Below are 21,310 nucleotides of genomic sequence, written 5' to 3' on the forward strand. Positions count from 1 at the left end.
AGGAATGCCAGCGGCAAGTGCACTGCCGGTCGAGCGCGATCAACGCGAAGAGGTCTCACGCAGTACATCTGCTGCTTCACGGATTCAGCTCCTACGGCCCATCCGTCAGCTGCAGCTTGCTCGCTCCACGCCGCACTCCGGAACGTTCAGTTGGCCGGCCTCGTCGAAGGCGGCGTCGATCTAACAGCCCGACTGGCCGTCGTCGAAGCTTTCGTCGGCCATGCCCACCACCGGCACGAAATCAATGGCATGAGACGAAGCAAACGCCTCACTTCCGTGGCTCGTCATACGATTCGCAGGTCTGTTCTGCACGAGCCATTCACCCGCGAATGGAAAAGAACGAGTGATCGGTTTCGACACACAGCCTCCTCGACGCGTGTATCTAATACACCGACGCTGCTACCGCTTACGTTGGCACCGCGGACAGTAGTGGCTCGACCGCCCACCAAACGGGACGCGCTTGATCGCGGTGCCGCAGCGCGGGCACGCTTCTCCCCCGCGACCGTACGCGTTCAGGGAGTGTGCGAAATACCCGGCCTGCCCGTTCACGTTGACGTACTGTTCGTCGAAGCTCGTGCCGCCCTCTAAGAGGGCCTGGTCGAAGACCTCGCGGAGGTGGTGCAGCAGCGCGACGGCGCCGCGCTGGGAGACGGCAGACCCCGGGGTGTCGGGGTGCACGCGGGCACGCCAGAGGGTCTCGTCGGCGTAGATGTTGCCGACGCCGCTGACGATGCGCTGATCGAGCAGCAGCTTCTTCGCACCGACGCTGCGCGAGCGGATCGCGGCGACGAAGCCGGCGTCGTCGAAGTGCGGGTCGAGCGGGTCGCGGGCGATGTGGGCGGCCTGCGCCGGAATCGACCCGACCGGCGACGTCGGGGTGAGCGAGTCGAGCGCGAGCGACCCGAAGAGCCGCTGGTCGGAAAAGTCGAGCCGCAGCTCGCCGTGGTCGGGGTGCTCGATCCAGGTCCGGATCCGCACGTGCCGGTCATCGACCGCGTCGGTGGCTCGCAGCAGCATCTGGCCGCTCATGCCCAGGTGCGCGAGCAGCGCCGTGTCGGGGCCGGCGAGCCCGCCCGTGTCGACTGCGAGCGGGATCCATAGGAACTTGCCGCGCCGCAGCGGCGCGGTGAGGGTGCGGCCGGTGAGGCGGCGCTCGAAGTCGGCCGCCCGGCCGCGCCCAGTCTCCTCCGAGAGGGTGCTGCCGTGCCCGCCGAGGCCCGGTTCCTCGCCGAGGGGCGTGTGCCGCTTGAGCGCGCGCGGGTCCATCACCTCGACGGCGAGCACGCGTGCGCCGGTGACGGCGGGCGCGAGCCCGGCGCGCACGACCTCTACCTCGGGAAGCTCCGGCATCGACTAGCGTCCGGCGGCCTGCGCGCCGGCCTTGCTCGCGTGGCGGGGCTTGCGCTTCGCGCGGGCGGCGCGGAGTTGGGCCGCGGCGTCGCGAGCCGCGGCGAGCTCGGCGACCTTCTTGCTCGTGCCCTCACCCCGGCCGACGACGTCCCCGAGCCGAACGGTCGAGCTGAACACGCGCGCGTGATCCGGACCGGTGCCCTCGGTGTCGTACGCGGGGCTCGGGAGCCCGCGCACGGCGGCCTCCTTTTGCAGGGTCGTCTTCGGATCGAGTACCTCGGAGAACCTGTCGGGATCGTCGAGCAGCGGCTCGACGAGCTGCAGTACGAAGCGCGCCGCGGTGTCGGGATCGGTCGAGAGGAAGACCGCGCCGATCACCGCTTCGACGGTGTCGGCGAGGATCGAATCCTTGTCGCGGCCGCCGGTCTGCTCTTCGCCCTTGCCGAGCCGCAGCTCGGCGCCAAGGTTGAGCCCCCTGGCGATCTCCGCGAGCGCGAGCGTTGAAACGAGTGCGGCGCGCCGCTTCGCGAGCTCCCCCTCGGTGAGGTCGGGGTGCTCGCGGTAGAGCTTCACCGTGACCGCCTGGCCGAGAATGGAGTCGCCGAGAAACTCGAGCCGCTCGTTGTGCGGGGCCGCCCCGTGCTCGTACGCCCACGAGCGGTGGGTCAGCGCGAGCTCGAGCAGCTCCGGCTCAACCGCAACGTCGAACGCGTGAAGAAAGCCGCCTGGCACTCCCTGAGGGGTGCCCGACGGCTCTCCGTGTTCGTGTCGCGGGAGTGAGTGATCATTCCCCGTCACGGGTAAGTCTTACGCGTCAGCTACGCGACGACCCTTGTACTCGAGGAACAGAGCGTTGCCCTGCGAGTCCTCGACCACGCGGGCGCGGTGCGGGAGGCTGTACACGGTCTTGCCGTTCTCGACAGTCTTGACGAGTGCGGGTACCGAAGCCTTCCACGCCGAACGGCGGTGACGGGTGTTCGAACGCGACATCTTGCGCTTGGGAACAGCCATGATGCTCTCTTTCCTAGTTACTCTCAGATTCGGGCACACCCGAACCTAATGATTCTACAGCCTTGAAGTCAGCCAGTGCCGCCCAACGCGGATCAATATCCACATTAGTCGCCATCGCAGCCTCGGCATCGCGCAACTCGCCGGACTCGGGATCGAGTCCCGGGCAGTCCGGGCGACACACAGGCTGGAACGGCAGTGCAAGCACTACCGCGTCTCGGAGCGGGGGTTCAAGATCCACGTGATCACCGTGAACCCCATACTCGTCGGCCTCCGTAGGAGTATACGCGAAAAGTTCCTGAAATTCGACTTCGAACGGCGCGGTGAAGTCGCGCAGGCACCGTCCGCACTCCGCGTGCATGGTCGAACGCGCCGTCGCCGACACCAGGATCCCCTCGTGCACGGACTCGAGGCGCACGTCGAGCGAGAGCTTCTCGCCCTCGGGGATTGCCGCAAGGGCCTCTCCGAATCGGTCGGGCACGACGATCTCGAGCTCGCGCTCGCGCATCTCCCCCGGGCGGTTGATGATGTCGCGGACGCTCTCTTCGTACAGCCGCGCCATTATGCGGGCCTCGTCGTGGCGAGGAAGCGGGCCACCGCGGCCGGAACGTACGGGCTCACGTCGCCGCCGAGGGAGGAGACCTGGCGCACGAGCGTGCTCGAGACGTGCGCGTGCGACGGCTCCGGCAGCATAAAGACTGTCTCGACGCCCGCAAGGCTCCGGTTCATGAGCACCATCGGCGTTTCGTACGCGACGTCGAGCTGCGATCGGATGCCCTTCACGAGCACCGACGCGCCAACCTCGGTGCAGTAGTCGACGAGCAGCCCGACCGACCACGATGCAACGATGACGTTGTCGGGGGTCTCGGGATCCTCGTCAAGCGACTGCTGGATCAGCGACATCCGCTCGGAGATCGGCAGCATCGCCGACTTTCCTGGATTGTGGACAACAAGTACGTGGACCTCGTCGAAAACGGCCGCCGCGCGCCGAATCACGTCGAGGTGCCCGAGGGTGATCGGATCGAACGACCCGGGAACCACTGCGATTTTGCTCATGCCTCTACAGTACGCGGTCGAGCCGCAAGATGCCCTAAAGTCCGTGCTGCTTCGCAAAGATTACGGCGTGAACCCGGTCTCGAAGCTGCAGTTTCGACAGCACGCGCCCAACGTGTGTCTTCACTGTGGATTCGGAGAGGAACAGCTCTGCGCCGATCTCCGAGTTGTTCTTGCCGTCGGAGATGAGTTTGAGCACGTCGAGCTCACGCTCAGTCAGCTCGCCGAGCTCGGCCGCGACGGGCCCGCCAGCCGCGGGCGCCGGCGCGGCGAAGAGCGCCGCGGGGGCGGCAGCACCCGTATCGCGCATCCGCTCGATCATGCGGGCCGTCACCGCAGGAGCCATCGCCGCGTCGCCGCTCGCGACGCGGCGGATCGCATCGACGAGCTCCGTCGGTCGCGCGTCTTTCAGCAGGAATCCGCTCGCGCCGGCCTGGATCGCGCCGATGGCGTACTCGTCGAGGTCGAACGTCGTGAGGACGAGCACGCGAGTCGCCGGGAACTCGGCGACGATGCGCTTCGTCGCGTCGATGCCGTTCATGCCTGGCATCCGGACGTCCATGAGCACGACATCGCAGCCGCTCCCCTCGCCCGACAGCCGTGCGAGCTCAGCGAGCGCCTCGCCGCCGTCGCCTGCCTCCGCGACGACCCCCATATCCGACTCCGAGAGCAGCACGAGCCGAAACCCCGTGCGGATCAGCTCCTGGTCGTCGACCAACATGATCCTGATCTGATGCGGATCGCTCACGATCATCCCTTCTCACTCTGGTTCGTCCCCGCACCCGCGGGGAAGAACGCTCGCAACTGCCAGCCGGCGCCGTCTGGCACCGGTCCCGAACTGATGGTTCCGCCGAATACGCGCACGCGCTCCGCGAGCCCCGCGAGGCCGCGGCCGGAGCCAAGGCCCGTTGTCGGCCCAACGGTGTTCGCCGGTCTCCCGTGGTCGCGCACGACGACCTCGATGCCGTTCGGCGCGCCGCGCAGCATCACGTTCGCCTTGGCCCCGACGCCCGCGTAACGGAGCACGTTCGTCAGGCCCTCCTGCACGATCCTGAATATCGCGAGGCCCTGGAGCCTGTCGTGCAGGGTGGTGAGGTTCGCGTCGAGCGTGACCACCAGGCCGGCGTCCTCGAAGCCGCGCACTAGCCCGGGAATGTCCTCCAGGCTGGGCTGCGGGGCCATGTCGGCCGCCTCGCTCATCTGCAGCGCGCCGAGCAGGCGTCGCATCTCGGTCAGGGCCGTCCGCCCGGTCTCGGCGCTCCGCTGCATCGCGTTCGCCGCCTCGCTCGGCGCCTGCTCCACCGCCCGCGCCGCGCCCTCGGACAGGGCGATCATGACCGACACTGAGTGCGCGACGATGTCGTGGATCTCGCGCGCGATCCGGGAGCGCTCCTCGGCGACGGCGAGCTGCGCGAGTTGGTCGCGCTCACGGGCGAGCTGGTGCGCGCGGTCGATGATGGCCTGGAGGTAGCGCCGCCGATTGCCGAGGTTGATACCGATGAGCAGCACGGCGAGCGACCAGATCGCATCGAGCACGATCGTGCCGATGAGGCCCCGGCCCTGCGGGTTTTCGCCGAAGATCGTCGTGATTGTCGGGATCGACGCGCCGAGGATGCTGCCGCCGACCGCGATCGCATAGGCGATCCAGCCGGTGCGCACATCGCGGTATACCGGGACCGCGTATAGCAGGAACCAGCTCGCGACCGCGTTCGCGATGATGAGCGGTCCGCCGTCACCGAACAGCGCGACCGTGACGATGATGAGGCCGAGCAGCGGCGCTCGGCGGCGGAGGATCAGCGCGACCGTCCCGGCGGCGAGCCGCAGCGACACGACGAGCGTGTACGCGGCCGTGGCCACCACGTTCGCGCCCGACTGGTCGTAGAACACCGAGAAGATGTCGAGCAGCGCCAGCGGGATCGCGCCGATGAGATAGCAGACCAGGATCCCCATGTCGATCGCGCGCGGGTGCGCGGCGACCCACCGCCGGATCGCGCCAGGCGGGTTCGGCAGGAACGCGTCGGAGTCGCGGCTCGCGGCCTCACTCATCGGCGTCTCCCCCATCACACTCTTACCCTACTGGCGCGACCGGTGAACTCCCGGCGTCGTGGCCGCGAGACTACTTCGCGTCGCGCGACTTCAGCACCACGAGCCCGAGCGCAGTCGGCACGGCCGCCCACAGCGCGATCGCGAGCATCGCCACCCAGTACGTCGGGTCGGACCCGGTAGCGACGTCTCCCATGCTGAGCGTGCTGCCAAGCGACATCGGCAGGTACTGGCTGACTGTCGGTACCCAGTCCCAGCCCGTCATCGACAGGAACTGGAAGCCGATCGGCAGGACAAAGATCAGGCCCGCGACGAGCGAGATGCCGCCAGCGGTCGAGCGCAGCACCGCGGCGAAGCCGAATCCGAGGAGGGCGACGCAGGCGAGGTATACGACGGCGCCCAGCGCGCCGGTTAGCACGGGGCCGGAGAAGATCTGCGCGGCGGCGGCCGGGAGGAACGCGACGCCGATCGCGAGCCCGACGGCCACGAGCACGAGGGCGGTGGCGGCCGCGATCGCGACGAGTACGAGCGCCTTGCCGTAGTACATCGGGGTGCGGCGCGGCACGGCGGCGAGGCTCGACAGGATCATGCCGCTCGAGTACTCGCTCGAGATCACGAAGACGCCGAGCACGCCGAAGATGAGCGCCAGGAACGGCGAAGCGAAGGTCGAGACCGTCAGCAGGTAGCTCTGCAGGCCTTCGTCCGGGAGCGTGGCGACGTCGAGGCCGTCATAGCTGAAGGAGCTCTTCATCGCCCACGCGCTGAGCAGGCTGAGCCCGGCGCTTGCGAGCAGCGTGATGAGGAGCGTGGTTCGAATCGAGCGGAGCGAGCTCAGCTTGATCCGCTCGGATTTCAGGACACCGCCGAAGCTGAGCTTGGGCGCGCTGCCGGTGCCGGCGAACGTCTGCCGGGCGGCTGGTGGAGTGTACGTGGGGGAAGTCATGAGTGGGTCCAGTTCGTCGAAAAGTCGGTGGGGTCGCGTTCCGGGCTCAGCCGGCAGCGTACTCGAGTTCGTCGCGAGTGAGCTGGAGGTACGCATCTTCGAGGCTGCCGGTGACCGGCGTGAGCTCGTGCAGCACGATGCTGTTCGACGCGGCGATCTGGCCGATCTCGGCCGCCGTGAGGCCCGCCGCGGAGAACCCCTCGCCGTCGCCGCGATCCAGCGGCTGCAGGTCGATGTCAGTACGGCCCGTCATCACGAGCGAGGCGAGCTCAGCCGCCTGCGGGCTGCGAACCGTCACGCGCGCGGTGCCGTTACCGACGAAGTCGGAGATCGGCGCGTCGGCGACGACGCGGCCGCGACCGAGCACGATCACGTGGTCGGCAGTCTGCGCCATCTCGCTCATGAGGTGGCTCGACAGCAGCACCGTGCGGCCCTCGCTCGCGAGGTGACGCAGCAGGTTTCGCACCCACAGCACGCCGTCAGGATCGAGGCCGTTCACCGGCTCGTCGAGAATGAGCACTTTCGGGTCGCCGAGCAGCGCAGCCGCGATCCCGAGCCGCTGCCCCATTCCGAGCGAGAACCCACCAACGCGCTTGTTCGCGACGGACTCGAGCCCAGTGAGCTCGATGACCTCGTTGACGCGCTTGTCGGAGATGCTGTGCGTCGCAGCGAGCGCGCGCAGGTGGCTCCGCGCGCTGCGGCCCGGGTGCACGCCCTTCGCGTCGAGCAGTACGCCGATCTCGGCGAGCGGCGCGCGCAGCTCCGAGTAGCGTTCGCCGTTCACGGTGACGGTGCCGGCGCTTGGCTTGTCGAGGCCGACCATGAGCCGCATGCTCGTCGACTTTCCGGCACCGTTCGGCCCCAGGAAGCCTGTCACCTGGCCAGGCTTGATCGTGAAGCTGACGTTGTCGACAGCTTTCTTCGCACCGTAGTGCTTGGTGAGCCCGCGAGCCTCGATCATGATGTCTCCTATTCGAGAGAGGTTGAGCGTATGGCTTCAGCCTAGGAAAGGAGTGGCTCGGGCGTATCCCACTTGAGTATCGGGGCCGTAGTACCCAGGTACCGTTTGCGTAGGCGCCAGAACTACTCAGGAGTGGCCTCCGGCGGCGTGCGGAACCCGCCGCTACGACTTCGCGAGGTTTTCGAGGTGTTCCTCTTCGCGGGCAATCATCGCCGCAAGACCGGGATGCGTGAGCAGCTCAGGGTCAACGTCAAGCAGCGCCCCGGCGAGCTCGCGCGCGTGCGCGATGAGTTCGCCGTCGTGCGTCACCCGGAGCAGCTTCAGCGTCGACTTCCCGCCCGACTGCGCAGTGCCGAGGATGTCGCCCTCCCGGCGCAGCTCAAGGTCGACCTCAGCGAGCGCGAAGCCGTCGCTCGTCGCCGCGACCGCCTCGATGCGCTCGCGCGCCGTCGTGCCCTGCTCGGCGACGCTCATGAGGAGGCAGAGCCCCGGATGTGCGCCACGGCCGACCCGACCGCGCAGCTGGTGCAACTGGGAGACGCCGAACCTGTCGGCGTCCCGCACGATCATGATCGAGGCGTTGGGCACGTTGACGCCGACCTCGATCACTGTCGTCGCGACGAGCACGTCGATCGCGCCGGCCGCGAACTCGCTCATCACGCGATCCTTCTCAGGCCCGGGCATGTCGCCGGACAACGCCTCAACCCTGAGACCGCTGAAGCGCTCCATCGCCTGGATCTCCGCGACAGAGTCCGTCACGTTCGCGAGCGGCCGCTTCGGCGGCTCGGCGCCCGGCCCCGAGGCGCCGTCGCCCACGGACGCGCTCTCGGGCTCCCCGGCGAACTCGCCCTCCTCAAGATTCGGGGTCTTGCCGCCCGAGATCGCCGGGCAGACGACATACACCTGTCTGCCAGCCTGAATGTCTTCGGCGGCGCGCTCCCAGACCCTGGCGGCCCGCCGCGGCATCTCGAGTTCGGGGACGACGAAGGTCTCGATCCCTTGCCTGCCGGGCGGCAGCTGCCTGATCGTGAGGGTCTCGAGGTCACCGAACGCGGTCAGCGCGACGGTGCGCGGGATCGGTGTCGCCGTCATCGCGAGCACGTGCGGCTGGGCGCCCTTCTGCCGGAGTGCCTCGCGCTGCTCCACGCCAAACCGGTGCTGCTCATCGATGACCGTGAGCCCGAGGTCGTAGAACGTCACGCCCTCGCTCATGAGCGCGTGCGTGCCGACGGCGACGAGCGCAGTGCCGGAGGCGAGCGAGAGCAGCGCGCGGCGCCGCTCGGCTGTCGGCATCCGCCCCGTGATGAGCACGGGATTCAGCGCGGCGGCTAGGTCGGGGCCCAGCGCTTCAACGACCGACCGGAAGTGTTGCGCGGCGAGCACCTCGGTCGGCGCGAGCAGCGCGCTCTGCCCGCCGGATTCGGCGACCTGCAGCATCGCGCGCAGCGCCACGAGCGTCTTACCGGAACCCACCTCACCCTGCAGCAGCCGGTGCATCGGATGCGCGAGTGCGAGCTCGTCGGAGATGACCGCACCGACCGCACGCTGGTCGTCGGTGAGTTCGAACGGGAGCGCCGCGTCGAACCTGTCGAGCAGCGCGCCAGGCGGCCGCGGCGTGCTCGCCTCAGCGGCATGCTGCCGACGGCGGTACAGCAGCGCGAGCTGCAGGTCGAACGCCTCGCGGAACTTCAGGCTGCGCTGCGCGGCGCGCCAGTCGCTATCGTTCCGGGGGCGGTGCGCGGCCTCGAACGCGGCACCGAGCGCGAGCAGCCCCTCGGCGCGGAGCAGCTCGGTCGGCAGCGGGTCGGGCACCTCCGAGAGCGCGTCGAGCACCATCTCGACCGACCTCGCGATCGTCCAGCTCGGCATCTGCGTAGTCGCCGGGTAGATCGGAACGGGCGTCTCAGCCCAGGCCTTCGCGGCGGCTTCCTCGAGTTGCGCGCCGCCGGGCACGTCGGCGTCGGAGTCGAAGAACTCGTAGTCGGGGTGCTGCAGCTGGAAGGCTCCGCGATACTCGGACACCTTGCCAGCGAAGATCCCCTGGCGGCCAGCCCGGAGCTCGTTCGCGCGGAACGGTTGGTTGAAGAACGTGAGCGTGAGCGTGCCCACGCCATCCGTGATCCGGGCCTCGACGATCTGCCCGGGGCGGCGCTGCATCCGCCGCACGCGGACGTCCAGCACCTGCGCGACGACGGTCACCTGCTCGCCCACTGGGAGCCCGACGAGCGGCGTCAGCTCTCCACGCTTCGAGTAGCGCCGCGGCAGGTGCTCGAGCAGATCCTGCGCAGTGCGCATACCAAACGCCTTCTCGAGGGCTTTCGCGCTCTTCCCACCGATGATCCCGCTGAGCGGTGACTCGAGGGTTACGTGCGCCATGAGTTAAGGCTAGCGCGGGGCACCGACATTTGGCCGTGCGCGACGCCGAATTCGCGGCGGGATCCCGATCCGGTTCGGCAGCGGATCTTCGCCCACGAGGTAGTGTGGGAGCGTGACAGATACAGTCGATCGCCGAATTCCCCTGGCAACTGTGCCCAATCTGCGGACACTCGGCGGGCTGCCCGTTGCGGGCGGGTCCGTCGCTGACGGCATGCTCTTTCGGTCAGCGACACTCGGCGCAGTCTCCGAGCACGACGGCGCTGCGCTCGTGGATCTCGGCATCCGCCGCGTGGTCGACTTCCGCACCGCTGGCGAACGGCGAAGCGCACCGGATCGACTCCCAGCGGGGGTCACCGGCGTGGACCTCGACGTGCTCGGCGACCACGCACGCGACCTGTCGGCAAGCCTCGCGCACCTGGGCATGCCCGGCGCGGAGGGCCGCGACATCACCGAGGAGCAGCTCGTCGCGATTCGCCAGCAGATGACCGAACTGCTCGGCGACGGGCGCGGCGTACAGATCCTGCAGGACTCAAACCGACTCATCGTTTCAAGCGACTCGGCGATCGCCGCGTTCCGGGGATTCTACGAGGGACTCACCGCGCCAGACGGCTACGACCCCACACTGTTCCACTGCACCACGGGCAAGGACCGCACCGGATGGGCAGCGGCATCATTCCTGCTTCTCGTTGGCGCCGACGAGGAGACTGTCATGGCCGACTATTTGCAGACGAACGTCGACATTCTCCCGATGATCGAACCGATGCTTGAGCGCGCCGAGCGAAACGGCGTCGACTCCTCCCTCATCAGGCCGGTGCTCACCGTGCACGAGAGCATGCTGCAGGCGGCCCTCGACGAGATGCGTGAGCGCTTCGGCTCCATCGAGGGGTATTTCACCACCGGCCTGGGCTTGAGCGACGCGCAGCTCGCGCGGCTCCACGACCGCTTCGTGACGACGGGCTGAGCCGTGACACGCATCATCGCGGGCCGGGCGGGCTCGCTGCGCTTGGAGGTGCCGAAAGCTGGCACGCGCCCAACGAGCGACCGAGTTCGCGAGGCGATCTTCTCCGCCCTCGAATCCTGGGGCGTTGTCGACGGCGCACGGGTGCTGGATCTCTACGCAGGCTCGGGCGCGCTCGGGCTCGAGGCAGCCAGCCGGGGCGCGGCGTCGGTCACGCTCGTCGAGAAGCACCCACAGGCCGCGCAGGTCGCGAGCCGCAACGCGAAGACCGTGCTGCAGGCGTGGCGTGGCGGCGCGGCTGGCGGAGCTGGCGCGACCGGCGCGACCAGTGCGACCGGCGCGTCCGGCGCGCCCACCATCGAAGTCGAGCGCCAGGCGGTGCAGACGTTCCTCGACCGCGAGCTGGCGCGCGGCGCCTCCGAGCGCTGGGACGTCGCACTGATCGACCCGCCCTACGATCTCGACGATGAGTCGCTCACCGCGAACCTCACCGCGCTCGTGCCGCTGCTGGCACCCGAGGCGGTCGTGCTCGTCGAACGGAGCAGCCGTTCCCCCGAGCCGACACTGCCTGCCGGGCTTGAGCCGATCCGCAACCGGGCGTACGGCGAGACCGTGCTCTGGTGGTCCGAACCGGCATAGGCGGCAGGGCCTGCCCCCAGTTCAGCCACCCCTCGGCGTTATCCACTGAGATCGGCAGCATCAATGCCAATTGCGGTGCATCGGGGCATACCTCACGCCGATCCCAGGCGGGAGCGGCGAAACACGAGCGGGGCCCGGGTCAACGACCCGAGCCCCACAGTGTCTCCTGCGTGTTAGCGCGGGATGAGGGTGTACTTCGTCGAGAGGAACTCGTGGATCCCCTCGAAGCCGCCCTCACGGCCGATGCCCGACTGCTTGAGGCCACCGAACGGTGCCGCAGCGTTCGACACGAGGCCGGTGTTCAGGCCCATCATGCCGGTCTCGAGCTTCTCGATCATGCGGTGTCCGCGCGCGACGTTCTCGGTGAAGACGTAGCTCACGAGACCGTACTCGGTGTTGTTCGCGAGCTCGACAGCCTCGTCCTCGGTCGAGAAGCGGATGATGCCGAGGACGGGTCCGAAGATCTCCTCGCGCATGATCGCCGACTGCGGGCTGAGCTTGTCGATGACTGTCGGCTGGAAAAAGTTGCCGGGCCCGTCGATCGCCTCGCCACCGGTGACGATGGTCGCGCCGGTCTCGACGGCGTCCGCGACGAGGCGGGCGGTGTTTGCCACTGCCTTCTCCTCGACGAGCGCGCCAATGTCGTTGCCCTCGTCTGCGCCGCGGCCGATGGTCATCGCTGCGACCTTCTCGCCGACGCGGCGAGCGAACTCGTCCGCGACGGACTCGTGCACGATGATGCGGTTCGCGGCGGTGCACGCCTGGCCGATGTTGCGGAACTTCGCGAGCAGCACGCCCTCAACAGCCTTATCGAGGTCTGCGTCCTCGAAGACGACGAACGGAGCGTTGCCGCCCAGCTCCATCGAGGTGCGGAGCACGTTCTGCGCAGCGGCCTGGAGCAGCGTCACGCCGACCGGCGTCGAGCCGGTGAACGAGAGCTTGCGGAGGCGCGTGTCCGAGAGCAGGGCGCTCGACTGAGCGCTCGACTTCGACGTCTGCACGACGTTCACGACGCCCGCGGGCAGGCCTGCATCCTCGAGCAGCTGCGCGAAGAACATCGTCGTGAGCGGGGTCAGCGCTGCGGGCTTGATGACCACGGTGCAGCCAGCCGCGAGCGCCGGGGCGATCTTGCGGGTTGCCATCGCGAGCGGGAAGTTCCACGGCGTGATGAAGTAGCACGGCCCGACGGGGATGTGCGAGACGACCATGTTGCCGGTGCCCTCGGGGTTCGGGCGGTAGTCGCCGCGCACGCGCACGGCCTCTTCCGAGAACCAGCGGAGGAACTCGCCACCGTAGTTCACCTCGCCGCGAGCCTCGGCGATGGGCTTGCCCATCTCCATCGACATGAGCAGCGCGAACTCTTCCTTGCGCTCCATGAGCAGGTCGAACGCGCGGCGCAGGATGTTCGAGCGCTCGCGCGTCGAGGTCGCTGCCCACTCGTCCTGTACGGCAACTGCCGAGTCGAGTGCGCGCACGGCGTCCTCGACGGTTGCGTCGGCGATCGTCTTGATGACGGCGCCGGTCGCGGGGTCCACGACGTCAAACGTCGCGCCGGAGGTCGAGTCCTCCCACTTTCCGCCGATCGCGAGTCCCGAGGGGACGCGGTCGAGGAGTTCCTGTTCGTTGGGCTTGAGAGCCATAACGGTTTCCTTTCAGCCTAGGGGTGCTGCGAGAGCGTGGGTGCAGCGAGAACTAGTTTGCTGCCAGCGCGTCAGCGACGATCTGGAGGGCCTCACGGAGCAGCTCGTCGGAGATCGAGAGCGGCGGCAGGAAGCGAACCACGTTGCCGTAGGTGCCACACGTCAGGAGGATAACACCCTCGTTTGCGGCGTGCTTTGCGATTGCGCTGGTGAGCGCAGCCGCCGGGTTCTTCGAGCCCGACTCGACGAACTCGACTGCCATCATTGCGCCGCGGCCACGGATGTCGCCGATGCGGTCATCGCTCTTCTGGAGCTCAGCGAAGAAGTCGGCGATGATCGCGCCGATCTCGCCTGCGCGAGCTGCGAGGTTTTCCTTCTCGTAGGTGTCGATCGTTGCGAGCGCCGCGGCGCACGAGATCGGGCTACCGGTGTAGGTGCCGCCGAGGCCGCCAGCGTGAGCCGAATCCATGATCTCGGCGCGGCCGGTGACAGCCGACAGCGGCAGGCCGCCAGCGATGCCCTTGGCGGTGGTGATGAGGTCGGGAACGACGCCCTCGTGGTCGGCAGCGAAGCGGTTGCCGGTACGGGCGAAGCCGGTCTGCACCTCGTCGAGGATGAAGACGACCTTGTTCGCGGTGGCCCAGGCCTGGAGCGCGGGGAGGAAGCCCTCGGCGGGAGCGATGAAGCCGCCCTCGCCCTGGATGGGCTCGATGATCATCGCGGCGAGGTTGTCAGCGCCAACCTGCTTCTCGATCTGGGTGATGGCAACCTGCGCCGCCTCTGCGCCGGTCAGGCCGTCGCGGTAGGGGTAGGAGGTGGGTACGCGGTAGACCTCGGGGGCGAACGGGCCGAAGCCGTCCTTGTATGGCATGTTCTTCGCCGTCATGCCCATGGTGAGGTTGGTGCGGCCGTGGTACGCGTGGTCGAACACGACGACGCCGTTCTTCTTGGTGAAGTGGCGAGCGATCTTGATCGCGTTCTCGACTGCCTCGGCGCCCGAGTTGAAGAGTGCGGAGCGCTTCTCGTGGTCGCCGGGGGTGAGCTCGTTGAGCTTCTCGGCGACGGCGATGTAGCCCTCGTAGGGGGTGACGGTGAAGCAGGTGTGCGTGAACTGCTGGACCTGAGCGGTCACGGCCTCGACCACTGCGGGTGCCGAGTTGCCAACGCCGGTCACGGCGATGCCGGAGCCGAGGTCGATGAGCGAGTTGCCGTCGACGTCAACCATGACGCCGCCGCCTGCTGCGACGATGGAGACGGGGAGCGCGACGCCAACGCCGGCCGCAACGGCCGCGTTCTTGCGCGCGAGGATCTCCTGCGACTTCGGGCCGGGGATGCTGGTGACGAGCTTGCGCTCCTGCGGAAGTGAGGGGCCGCCGGTGAGAGTCATGGATGTCTCCTTACGTTGTGAGGGGTGAGCGCCGCAGCGGATCTCCACCACAGCGCCGGACACCTCCCAGGATAGGGCCGCATGCACCCAGCGGAGGATGCCATAATGGCGATTGATGATGCAATATTTCGCCGAACCGGCAATCCATTCGTGGATCGATCTCGAGACGCTGCTGCGCGACTACGAGCTTGGCCTCGTGGTCGTCGCTGGCGGCGACGACACGACGGGCTCCCGGCCGGTGCAATGGGTCCACTCGACCGATCTCACGGACCCCACGCCCTTCCTCACGCCGCGCACCGTGCTGCTCACGACGGGCGCGCAGTTCAAGGGCACGCTCGGGATCCGCGCCGCCGAAGCGTACGTGTCGCGCCTCGTCGCGGCGGGCACGACCGCGCTCGGCGTCGGAGTCGGGATCCGCTGGGACAGGATCCCGCCGACGCTCGTCGAGGCGTGCGAGCACCTGGGCCTGCCGCTCATCCGCGTCCCATACGACACCCCGTTCATCGCGATCACGCGGGCCGCCGCCCGGCTCATCGACGCCGCGGTGCACGCCCAGAACCTCGACAGGCTCAGCCAGTCGCACGGGCAGGGGTCCAGGTCGTCGAGCCTCGCGCGGTCTGAGGCCGCGCTCGCGACGGCGACCCTTCGGTTGCTCATGGCTGGCCACCGGGGCCTCGCCGATCAGGTCGCGGGGCCGCTGTTTCCGCGGCTCCCCCGCGGCCAGGTCTCGGTCGTCGCGCTTCCCGGCATCCAGCCGGGCCTCGAGCTTGCGGACCTCGGCGACGGCACCGCGGCGGGCGTCGTTGATGGCCGACTGCTCATCGTGTGCGAACCGGCCCAGATACCCGCGGTGAAGCGACTCGCCCGCGGGATCCCGGGCGGGCTTTCGGAGCGCGGCTCGCTCGACGACCTCGTCGAGCTCGTCGCCCAGGCGGACCGGGCGCTCGAGCACGCGCTCGCGCAGGAGCGGTCGGACGAGCCGGGCGCGGCCGCGGGGCGCGGCGGCGCTGAGGGATCAGGATCAGGATCAGGATCAGGATCACAGCCCCGTCCGGGTGCCGGCGGCTCGCCGGGAACGGCGAACCGGATCGTCGAGTATCGCCCCGCCATGCACGCGGGGCTCCTGCAGCTCATCGGCGAGAGCCAGGACGCGCGGCGCCGCGCGTCGGGGTTCCTCTCCCCCGTCCGCTCGCACGATCGCAAGCACGGCGACGAGATCGAGCGGAGCCTCGAGGCGTGGCTCCGCCACAACGGCCAGCTCTCGCCCGCGGCCGAGGAGCTCGCGATCCACAGGCATACGCTGCGGGCCCGGATCCGGACCGCGGCGAGCCTGCTGCAGCGCGACATCGACTCCCCCGACACGCGCTCGGAGCTGTGGACGGCGCTGCGTATCGCTGCGAGCGCTCCTGCCGCTCGGCGGTAGCGGGCTACTCCGCGGTGAAGGTCGCCTCGACCTGGACGCTGACGGAGATCTGACCGACGGTGACCTCCGGTAGCGCCGCGGCGGCGCGCGCGAACCGCGCGTCGCCGAGGGGCGATGGACCGCCGCCGCCCGAGCGGCCGTCGCGAAGCGAGAGCAGCGTGAGCGCGGGCGCGCCGATCGCCGCGGAGAAGTCCTCGGCCGCGGTCCGGGCATCCTGCACGGCAGCGCTTCGCAGGTTGCGGGTCCACTCGTCGCGCAGCGCGGAGCTGAGTTCCCACTGGACGCGAACGTCAGCACCGCTCTCGGTGAGCTGCGCGGCGACCTCGCCAACGCGATCGAGCGCGGTCAAGACGATCTGCACGCTCGCATGCGCCTGATGCTCGACGACAGTGTTGCCGTTCTCGTCTCGCCACGTATTCGAATAGGTCGAGACGGGGTCAGCGACGTACTCGATCGCGGCGCCCTCCGCCACGAGGTCCTTCGCGCGCGCAACGAGTTCCGCGTGCGCGGCGTTCGCGGCCTGGAGCGCGGCCTCACGCGACTCGTCACGACTCGCCACTGAAGCGAACACATCGGCCTGGTCGGCAGGCACGCGCGCCTCGGCGGCACCCATCACGGTAATGTTCGTCATCCGGAGATCCTCCTCAACTGGCGCCCTGGGCGACCGCAGCGTCCGCCAAGCTAACTGCTCAGCGTCGTGAGCTTATTGTATGGATCCCACCCACCCGGAGCATAGGTTTCACCGTTCACGCTCAGCGAACCCAGCGCGGGATCGTCGGTCGAGTTCACGGCCTCGCCAACCACACCGGCCTCGCCAACTACACCGGCCTCGCCAACCTCGCCGATCGGCAGGAATCCGGCGGGAAGCGCGGCGCCAGCGGGGAAGGTTGCGAGCAGGCCGTGATCCTCACCGCCCTCGAGCATCGCCCGCAGCGGCACAACGACGCCCTGCTGCGCTCCGAACCCGGCCTCCAACAGCTCGCCGCTGAGCCGCACCTCGACGCGTGAGGCGCGCGCCAGCCGCGCCGCGTCAAGCGCGAGCCCGTCGGAGACGTCCATCATCGCTGTCGCGCCGGCCGCGCTCGCGGCGCGGCCGCCGGCGATCGGCGACCGCGGCGCGAACTGGGCCGCGAGCTCGGCGCCGTGCGACGACCTCAGCTCCGCGAGCCCGTCTGAGTGCGCGACGCCGGCATCGTCGGCGCTGCGCTCGAACAGGAGCGCGAGCCCCATACCTGCCAGGCCGAGCGTCCCCGAATAGGCGACGACGTCGCCGGGGCGCGCACCCGAGCGCAGCACCGGGGCGCGGCCCTCGAGGTCTCCCAGCGCGGTGACGGCCGCGGTGAGCACCGGCGCCTGCCCGAGATCGCCGCCGACGACGCCGCACCCGGGCGCGAGCTCCGCGCAGGCCGCGCTCAGACCGCGCGAAATCTCCTCGAGCAGCGCGACGGGCGTCGACTTCGGGCACGCGAGCGCCACGGTGAGTGCGGTCGGCGTCGCTCCCATGGCGGCGACGTCCGAGAGGTTCGTCGCGGCGAGCTTCCAGCCGAGATCGAACCCGTCGTGCCAGGCGAGGCGGAAGTCTGGCCCCTCGATCATGGTGTCGGTCGTGACCACGATGTCGCCGGCGCTCGTGAGCACTGCACAGTCGTCGCCCGGGCCGACAGTCGCGGCGGCCGCGGGTGACAGCCGCGCAAGAATTCGGGCGAGCACGCCCGCCTCACCAAGTTCTCCTACTGTCTGCACAGCACCACGCTACCGCGGCGCCGGGCGGCGCGCCCCACTCAGCCCGTTCACCGGCTCCCGGACCGCCCACCGGATAAGGTTGAAGCGTGAAAACTCGGACCGTTCGTACCGCCGCCCTCGTCCTCGCAGCAGGAGCCGTCACGACGATGCTCACAGGCTGCTCTGGCGACGTCCCGATGATCCCCGCCGACGACGCGAACAACCCCGCGTGCGCCGACGTGATCGTGCGGCTCCCCTCGACCGTCGACGGACTCGACCGCCGCTACACGAACGCGCAGTCCACCGGCGCGTGGGGCGATCCCGCAAGCGTGCTGCTCTACTGCGGTATCGAGCCGAGCGGCCCGACGACCGACAGCTGCGTCTCCGTGAACGGCGTGGACTGGATCATCGACGACTCGCGTGCACCGATGTTTCGGTTCGAGGCGTACGGCCGCAGCCCCGGGCTTGAGGTCGTCGTGAACTTCGACGACGACGTCTCGGGAACGAACGTCATCACCGAGCTCAGCGCTTCGGTGAAGAAGCTCCCGCAGGAACGCAAGTGCACGACCATCGCCGACACGATCGACGACTCCCAGTTCGGCGACGCGCCGCAGGCCGACGCGCCGCAGGCCGACGCGCCGGGCGAGGAGCCCGCCGGCGAGTAGCCCCGCGGCACGGCGAGTAGCCCAGCGGCACAGCGAGTAGCCCAGCGGCACGGCGAGGAGCCACGCGGCACGGCGCGGCTACTCCCCGATTCGCGATCTAGTAGGCGGGGAGTTTCTCGAGCGCGAGCTCGATGAGCTCGGTGATCAGCTCCGAGTAGCTCATGCCTGACGCCTCCCAGAGCATCGGGTACATCGACGCGGGGGTGAATCCCGGCAGCGTGTTCAGCTCGTTGAGCACGGGCCCGTCCTCGGTGAGGAAGAAGTCGATCCGTGAGAGCGTGCGCGCCTGCGTGCCCTCGAACGCGCGCACCGCGGCGTCCTGGATCGCCGCGAACTCCGCGTCGGTGACCTTCGCAGGCAGCACGAGCTGCACGCCCGAAGCTCCGAGGTACTTCGCCTCGAAGTCGTAGAAGTCTCGCCCGGTCACGACGATCTCGCCGATCACGCTGCTTGTGCGCGTCGGCTGGCCCTCGCGCCCCTCGAGCACGGCGATCTCGACCTCCCGGCCGGTGATGCCGGACTCGATGAGCACCGTGCGATCCTCAGCGAACGCGACCTCGAGGGCGGCGGGGATCTCGCTCGCCTCGGTGACGCGGCTCACGCCGACGGACGATCCCGCGCGCGCTGGCTTCACGAACAGCGGGTACGTGAGTCCCGCGTCGATCGTGTCGAGAATCGCGGGGTTCCGGTCAAGCTCGCCGCGGGTGACTGTGCGCCACGGCGCGACCGGGATCCCCATGCTCTGCAGCACGACCTTCACGAGGTGCTTGTCCATGCACAGTGACGACCCGAGCACGCCCGAGCCAACGTAGGGCATGTCGATCAGGTCGAGCATGCCCTGGATGGTACCGTCCTCGCCGTAGGGGCCGTGCAGCATCGGCATCACGACGTCGATCGCTCCGAGGGAGCTCAGCGAGCCGTCGCTCGACACGAGGGTGAGCGCGCGGGTGTCCACCGACGCGGGCCAGATGACGCGGGTGCCGTTGTCGCGCACCTCGGGAAGCGCCGGGGCGTCGAGGCGGTAATCGGCGAGATCGCCCTCGTGCATGAGCACCATCGCGCCCCGCTTCGTGATGCCGACGAGGGTCACGTCGAATCGCTCCCTGTCGATGGCGCGGAGGATCCCAGCGGCGGTGACGCAGCTGATCCCGTGCTCGCTCGACCGCCCGCCGAAGACGAGGGCGACGCGATGCTTCGCGCCCGATCCTGACCGGTCGGCCTGCTCGTCGAGCTGCTGGTTGAGATCCTCAGCCTGGACTACGCTCACTGTGTGCGCTCCTTCCGGCGCCCGAACAGGCGCCGCCAACCCGGCTTCGAGTCGCGCTTCAGCACGAGCTCTCGGCGCGGAATTCCGTCTTCGGTTGCGAGATGGGGGCCAAGGTTCTTCGGCTCCATCTCGCCGTCAAGCACCATCGCCACCTGCTGCACGATCGGCATGACGATGCCGCGCGACTTCGCAAGCTCGAGCACGGGCGCGACCGAGGTGATGCCCTCGGCGACCTGCTGCATCTGCTCCCTGGTCTCCTCCTGCGAGTAGCCCTGGCCGATGAGCCGGCCCGCGGTGTTGTTGCGCGAGAGCGGCGACTGGCAGGTCGCGATGAGGTCGCCGAGCCCTGCGAGGCCCGAGAGCGTGATCGGGTCGCCGCCCTGTGCCACGGCGAACTCGGTCATCTCCGCGAGTCCGCGCGTGATGATCGACGCCTTCGTGTTCTCGCCGTAGCCGACGCCGTCGACGATCCCGATCGCGAGCGCGATGAGGTTCTTGAGCACCCCGCCGAGCTCCGTACCGACGACGTCGTGGTTCACGTACGTGCGGAAGTAGGGCGCGGAGCAGGCCTGCGCGACCTCCTGGGCGACGGCGATCGACGCGCACGACGCGACGGCGCCGGTCGGCTGCTCTTTCGCGATCTCGAGCGCGATGTTGGGCCCGGAGACGACGGCGATCCTGTCGGGTTCGAGGTCGAGCGTGTCATGAATGACCTCGCTCATGCGCATCGTCGTCGTGCGCTCGACGCCCTTCACCAGGCTGACAAGCACGCTCGTCGGCTCGAGGTACGGCTCGATGTCGTGCAGGTTCTGGCGCAGCGACTGGCTCGGTACCGCGAGGAACACGAGGCGCGCGCCGCGCAACGCGTCCGCGAGGTTCGCGGTCGCCTTCAGAGTCTTCGGGAGGTTGACCCCCGGCAGGTACTGGCTGTTGCGCTTCGCGACCTGGATCTCGTCGGAGACCTCACTGCGCCTCGCCCAGATCGTCACGTCGGAGCCGGCGTCGCAGAGCACCTTCGCGAACGTCGTGCCCCAGCTTCCTGCTCCGATGACGGCGACCTTCGCGCCGCGCGGTGATCGCGTTGCTGCCGAGTTCAAAAACGCCCCGTCTCGTTCTGCTGATGCTTCGCGGGATCCCAGCGCTCTTCCGGCGCCTTCTCGTCCCGCAGGCCCTCGAGGAGCGCGGTGATCTCGTTCATGAGCTTCTTCGTCGCCTCGTTGATGAGCTTCTGGTCGATGTGCCGGCCCTCGAACTCGCTCATGTCCATCGGCTCGCCGATGGCGACCTCGATGGTCTTCCGCGGGAACGGGCGAATGGACTTGCCGTAGCGCGGCATGAGTTCCTGCGTGCCCCAGTGGGCCGCGGGGATGAGCGGGATACCGCTCTCGAGCGCGAGCCGGACGGCCCCGCTCTTGCCGCGCATCGGCCACAGATCAGGATCGCGGGTGAGCGTCCCCTCGGGGTACACGATCACGCCGCCCTGGTTCTCGATGAGCTTGCTCGCCGAGCTCATCGGGTTGTCGAGTCCCGTCGAACGGGTCGCACCGGCGCGTTCAACGGGGATCTGGCCGCTCTTGCGCATCATCCAGCCGAGCACGGGAACCTTGAACAGGCTCTCCTTGGCCATGAAGTGGGGCACGCGCCCCAGGTGCCAGATCGCCGCGCCCATCGCGATGGGGTCGATCTCACTGAAATGGTTCGGCGCGAGGATGAACGGGCCGGACTTCGGAAGCTTCGACTTCGGCGTAAAGCGGTAGCGAACCATCAGCGACCACACGGGCAGAATGAGCCCCGCGAGCAGCCAAAACATCGAGGGCTTGCGCTTCTCCGCCCCGGGCTGGCTTCGCAGCTTCACCGTTTTCGTCATGGTTCAAT

The 21,310-nt window shown here is 68.8% G+C and carries 22 protein-coding genes; 4 read left to right on the forward strand and 18 right to left on the reverse strand.

Going from position 1 to position 21,310, the window contains the following annotated elements:
• Positions 1 to 180 precede the first annotated feature (180 nt).
• The 11 genes from BJ960_RS09255 to BJ960_RS09305 form a co-directional block, all read right to left on the reverse strand.
• Complete coding sequence (locus BJ960_RS09255) at positions 181 to 360, reverse strand: hypothetical protein (protein WP_185987080.1); 180 nt, start codon at positions 358 to 360, stop codon at positions 181 to 183.
• Between the two features lie 39 nt (positions 361 to 399).
• Positions 400 to 1,350: a bifunctional DNA-formamidopyrimidine glycosylase/DNA-(apurinic or apyrimidinic site) lyase gene (gene mutM, locus BJ960_RS09260; RefSeq protein ID WP_185987081.1), complete on the reverse strand. Its 951-nt coding sequence runs from the start codon at positions 1,348 to 1,350 to the stop codon at positions 400 to 402.
• 3 nt (positions 1,351 to 1,353) lie between these two features.
• Positions 1,354 to 2,082 (reverse strand): ribonuclease III, encoded by a 729-nt coding sequence (gene rnc, locus BJ960_RS09265; RefSeq protein ID WP_259125188.1) that lies wholly within the window; start codon positions 2,080 to 2,082, stop codon positions 1,354 to 1,356.
• Between the two features lie 75 nt (positions 2,083 to 2,157).
• Positions 2,158 to 2,361, reverse strand: a complete 204-nt coding sequence (gene rpmF, locus BJ960_RS09270) for a 50S ribosomal protein L32 (RefSeq protein WP_119283991.1) — start codon at positions 2,359 to 2,361, stop codon at positions 2,158 to 2,160.
• 13 nt (positions 2,362 to 2,374) lie between these two features.
• Positions 2,375 to 2,920 (reverse strand): YceD family protein, encoded by a 546-nt coding sequence (locus BJ960_RS09275; protein ID WP_185987083.1) that lies wholly within the window; start codon positions 2,918 to 2,920, stop codon positions 2,375 to 2,377.
• On the reverse strand, positions 2,920 to 3,414 hold the full coding sequence (coaD, locus tag BJ960_RS09280; RefSeq protein ID WP_121072450.1) for a pantetheine-phosphate adenylyltransferase: 495 nt from the start codon (positions 3,412 to 3,414) through the stop codon (positions 2,920 to 2,922). The genes BJ960_RS09275 and coaD overlap by 1 nt, the downstream gene beginning before the upstream one ends.
• Before the next feature lie 34 nt (positions 3,415 to 3,448).
• Positions 3,449 to 4,165 (reverse strand): response regulator, encoded by a 717-nt coding sequence (locus tag BJ960_RS09285; RefSeq protein WP_185987084.1) that lies wholly within the window; start codon positions 4,163 to 4,165, stop codon positions 3,449 to 3,451.
• Positions 4,162 to 5,457, reverse strand: a complete 1,296-nt coding sequence (locus BJ960_RS09290) for a sensor histidine kinase (protein WP_185987085.1) — start codon at positions 5,455 to 5,457, stop codon at positions 4,162 to 4,164. The genes BJ960_RS09285 and BJ960_RS09290 overlap by 4 nt, the downstream gene beginning before the upstream one ends.
• Before the next feature lie 70 nt (positions 5,458 to 5,527).
• Positions 5,528 to 6,397, reverse strand: coding sequence for an ABC transporter permease subunit (locus BJ960_RS09295; RefSeq protein ID WP_185987086.1), 870 nt, complete (start codon positions 6,395 to 6,397; stop codon positions 5,528 to 5,530).
• A gap of 46 nt (positions 6,398 to 6,443) precedes the next feature.
• The gene (locus BJ960_RS09300) at positions 6,444 to 7,358 is read right to left on the reverse strand and encodes an ABC transporter ATP-binding protein (RefSeq protein ID WP_121072456.1); all 915 of its coding nucleotides are present in this window, start codon (positions 7,356 to 7,358) and stop codon (positions 6,444 to 6,446) included.
• Positions 7,359 to 7,520: 162 nt separating this feature from the next.
• Complete coding sequence (locus BJ960_RS09305; protein ID WP_185987087.1) at positions 7,521 to 9,734, reverse strand: ATP-dependent DNA helicase RecG; 2,214 nt, start codon at positions 9,732 to 9,734, stop codon at positions 7,521 to 7,523.
• A 112-nt stretch (positions 9,735 to 9,846) separates the two neighbouring features.
• On the opposite strand from BJ960_RS09305, the gene BJ960_RS09310 reads away from it, so the two are divergent.
• Together BJ960_RS09310 and BJ960_RS09315 are read left to right on the forward strand one after the other, a co-directional pair.
• Positions 9,847 to 10,695 carry a tyrosine-protein phosphatase gene (locus BJ960_RS09310; RefSeq protein ID WP_185987088.1) on the forward strand — a complete coding sequence of 283 codons (849 nt, stop codon included), beginning with the start codon at positions 9,847 to 9,849 and terminating at the stop codon, positions 10,693 to 10,695.
• A gap of 3 nt (positions 10,696 to 10,698) precedes the next feature.
• Positions 10,699 to 11,331 carry an RsmD family RNA methyltransferase gene (locus BJ960_RS09315; RefSeq protein ID WP_185987089.1) on the forward strand — a complete coding sequence of 211 codons (633 nt, stop codon included), beginning with the start codon at positions 10,699 to 10,701 and terminating at the stop codon, positions 11,329 to 11,331.
• Positions 11,332 to 11,504: 173 nt separating this feature from the next.
• Here BJ960_RS09315 and BJ960_RS09320 read toward each other — a convergent pair whose 3' ends face one another.
• Positions 11,505 to 12,971, reverse strand: coding sequence for an NAD-dependent succinate-semialdehyde dehydrogenase (locus tag BJ960_RS09320; RefSeq protein ID WP_121072465.1), 1,467 nt, complete (start codon positions 12,969 to 12,971; stop codon positions 11,505 to 11,507).
• Positions 12,972 to 13,023: 52 nt separating this feature from the next.
• A complete protein-coding gene (gene gabT / locus BJ960_RS09325) occupies positions 13,024 to 14,358 on the reverse strand; it encodes a 4-aminobutyrate--2-oxoglutarate transaminase (protein WP_121072467.1) in 1,335 nt (444 codons plus the stop codon).
• A 115-nt stretch (positions 14,359 to 14,473) separates the two neighbouring features.
• Between gabT and BJ960_RS09330 the strand changes: the two genes are divergently transcribed.
• On the forward strand, positions 14,474 to 15,781 hold the full coding sequence (locus BJ960_RS09330) for a PucR family transcriptional regulator (RefSeq protein WP_185987090.1): 1,308 nt from the start codon (positions 14,474 to 14,476) through the stop codon (positions 15,779 to 15,781).
• Between the two features lie 4 nt (positions 15,782 to 15,785).
• Here the strand turns inward: BJ960_RS09330 and BJ960_RS09335 are convergent, their stop codons facing one another.
• A complete protein-coding gene (locus BJ960_RS09335; RefSeq protein ID WP_185987091.1) occupies positions 15,786 to 16,412 on the reverse strand; it encodes an SIMPL domain-containing protein in 627 nt (208 codons plus the stop codon).
• 50 nt (positions 16,413 to 16,462) lie between these two features.
• Entirely contained in the window at positions 16,463 to 17,524 is a 1,062-nt protein-coding gene (gene thiL / locus BJ960_RS09340; protein WP_307814623.1) for a thiamine-phosphate kinase, read from the reverse strand.
• An 86-nt stretch (positions 17,525 to 17,610) separates the two neighbouring features.
• On the opposite strand from thiL, the gene BJ960_RS09345 reads away from it, so the two are divergent.
• The gene (locus BJ960_RS09345) at positions 17,611 to 18,168 is read left to right on the forward strand and encodes a DUF3515 family protein (protein WP_307814622.1); all 558 of its coding nucleotides are present in this window, start codon (positions 17,611 to 17,613) and stop codon (positions 18,166 to 18,168) included.
• A gap of 97 nt (positions 18,169 to 18,265) precedes the next feature.
• Here the strand turns inward: BJ960_RS09345 and BJ960_RS09350 are convergent, their stop codons facing one another.
• From BJ960_RS09350 to BJ960_RS09360, 3 genes are read right to left on the reverse strand one after another with little or no spacing between them, the layout of a single operon-like run.
• The gene (locus BJ960_RS09350; protein WP_185987092.1) at positions 18,266 to 19,435 is read right to left on the reverse strand and encodes a D-alanine--D-alanine ligase family protein; all 1,170 of its coding nucleotides are present in this window, start codon (positions 19,433 to 19,435) and stop codon (positions 18,266 to 18,268) included.
• Positions 19,432 to 20,532 carry an NAD(P)H-dependent glycerol-3-phosphate dehydrogenase gene (locus tag BJ960_RS09355; protein WP_121072477.1) on the reverse strand — a complete coding sequence of 367 codons (1,101 nt, stop codon included), beginning with the start codon at positions 20,530 to 20,532 and terminating at the stop codon, positions 19,432 to 19,434. Before BJ960_RS09355 ends, BJ960_RS09350 begins: the two co-directional genes overlap by 4 nt.
• Positions 20,529 to 21,302 carry a lysophospholipid acyltransferase family protein gene (locus tag BJ960_RS09360; protein ID WP_185987093.1) on the reverse strand — a complete coding sequence of 258 codons (774 nt, stop codon included), beginning with the start codon at positions 21,300 to 21,302 and terminating at the stop codon, positions 20,529 to 20,531. Before BJ960_RS09360 ends, BJ960_RS09355 begins: the two co-directional genes overlap by 4 nt.
• Positions 21,303 to 21,310: the final 8 nt, after the last annotated feature.

This window comes from Leucobacter aridicollis (assembly GCF_013409595.1).
Taxonomy (GTDB): domain Bacteria; phylum Actinomycetota; class Actinomycetes; order Actinomycetales; family Microbacteriaceae; genus Leucobacter; species Leucobacter aridicollis.

Coding starts and splice junctions, on each gene's coding strand:
- mutM (WP_185987081.1), bottom strand. CDS start 1,350: ATGCCGGAGCTTCCCGAGGTAGAGGTCGTGCGCGCCGGGCTCGCGCCC.
- rpmF (WP_119283991.1), bottom strand. CDS start 2,361: ATGGCTGTTCCCAAGCGCAAGATGTCGCGTTCGAACACCCGTCACCGC.
- BJ960_RS09275 (WP_185987083.1), bottom strand. CDS start 2,920: ATGGCGCGGCTGTACGAAGAGAGCGTCCGCGACATCATCAACCGCCCG.
- coaD (WP_121072450.1), bottom strand. CDS start 3,414: ATGAGCAAAATCGCAGTGGTTCCCGGGTCGTTCGATCCGATCACCCTC.
- BJ960_RS09285 (WP_185987084.1), bottom strand. CDS start 4,165: ATGATCGTGAGCGATCCGCATCAGATCAGGATCATGTTGGTCGACGAC.
- BJ960_RS09290 (WP_185987085.1), bottom strand. CDS start 5,457: ATGAGTGAGGCCGCGAGCCGCGACTCCGACGCGTTCCTGCCGAACCCG.
- BJ960_RS09295 (WP_185987086.1), bottom strand. CDS start 6,397: ATGACTTCCCCCACGTACACTCCACCAGCCGCCCGGCAGACGTTCGCC.
- BJ960_RS09300 (WP_121072456.1), bottom strand. CDS start 7,358: ATGATCGAGGCTCGCGGGCTCACCAAGCACTACGGTGCGAAGAAAGCT.
- BJ960_RS09305 (WP_185987087.1), bottom strand. CDS start 9,734: ATGGCGCACGTAACCCTCGAGTCACCGCTCAGCGGGATCATCGGTGGG.
- BJ960_RS09320 (WP_121072465.1), bottom strand. CDS start 12,971: ATGGCTCTCAAGCCCAACGAACAGGAACTCCTCGACCGCGTCCCCTCG.
- gabT (WP_121072467.1), bottom strand. CDS start 14,358: ATGACTCTCACCGGCGGCCCCTCACTTCCGCAGGAGCGCAAGCTCGTC.
- BJ960_RS09330 (WP_185987090.1), top strand. CDS start 14,474: ATGATGCAATATTTCGCCGAACCGGCAATCCATTCGTGGATCGATCTC.
- BJ960_RS09335 (WP_185987091.1), bottom strand. CDS start 16,412: ATGACGAACATTACCGTGATGGGTGCCGCCGAGGCGCGCGTGCCTGCC.
- BJ960_RS09360 (WP_185987093.1), bottom strand. CDS start 21,302: ATGACGAAAACGGTGAAGCTGCGAAGCCAGCCCGGGGCGGAGAAGCGC.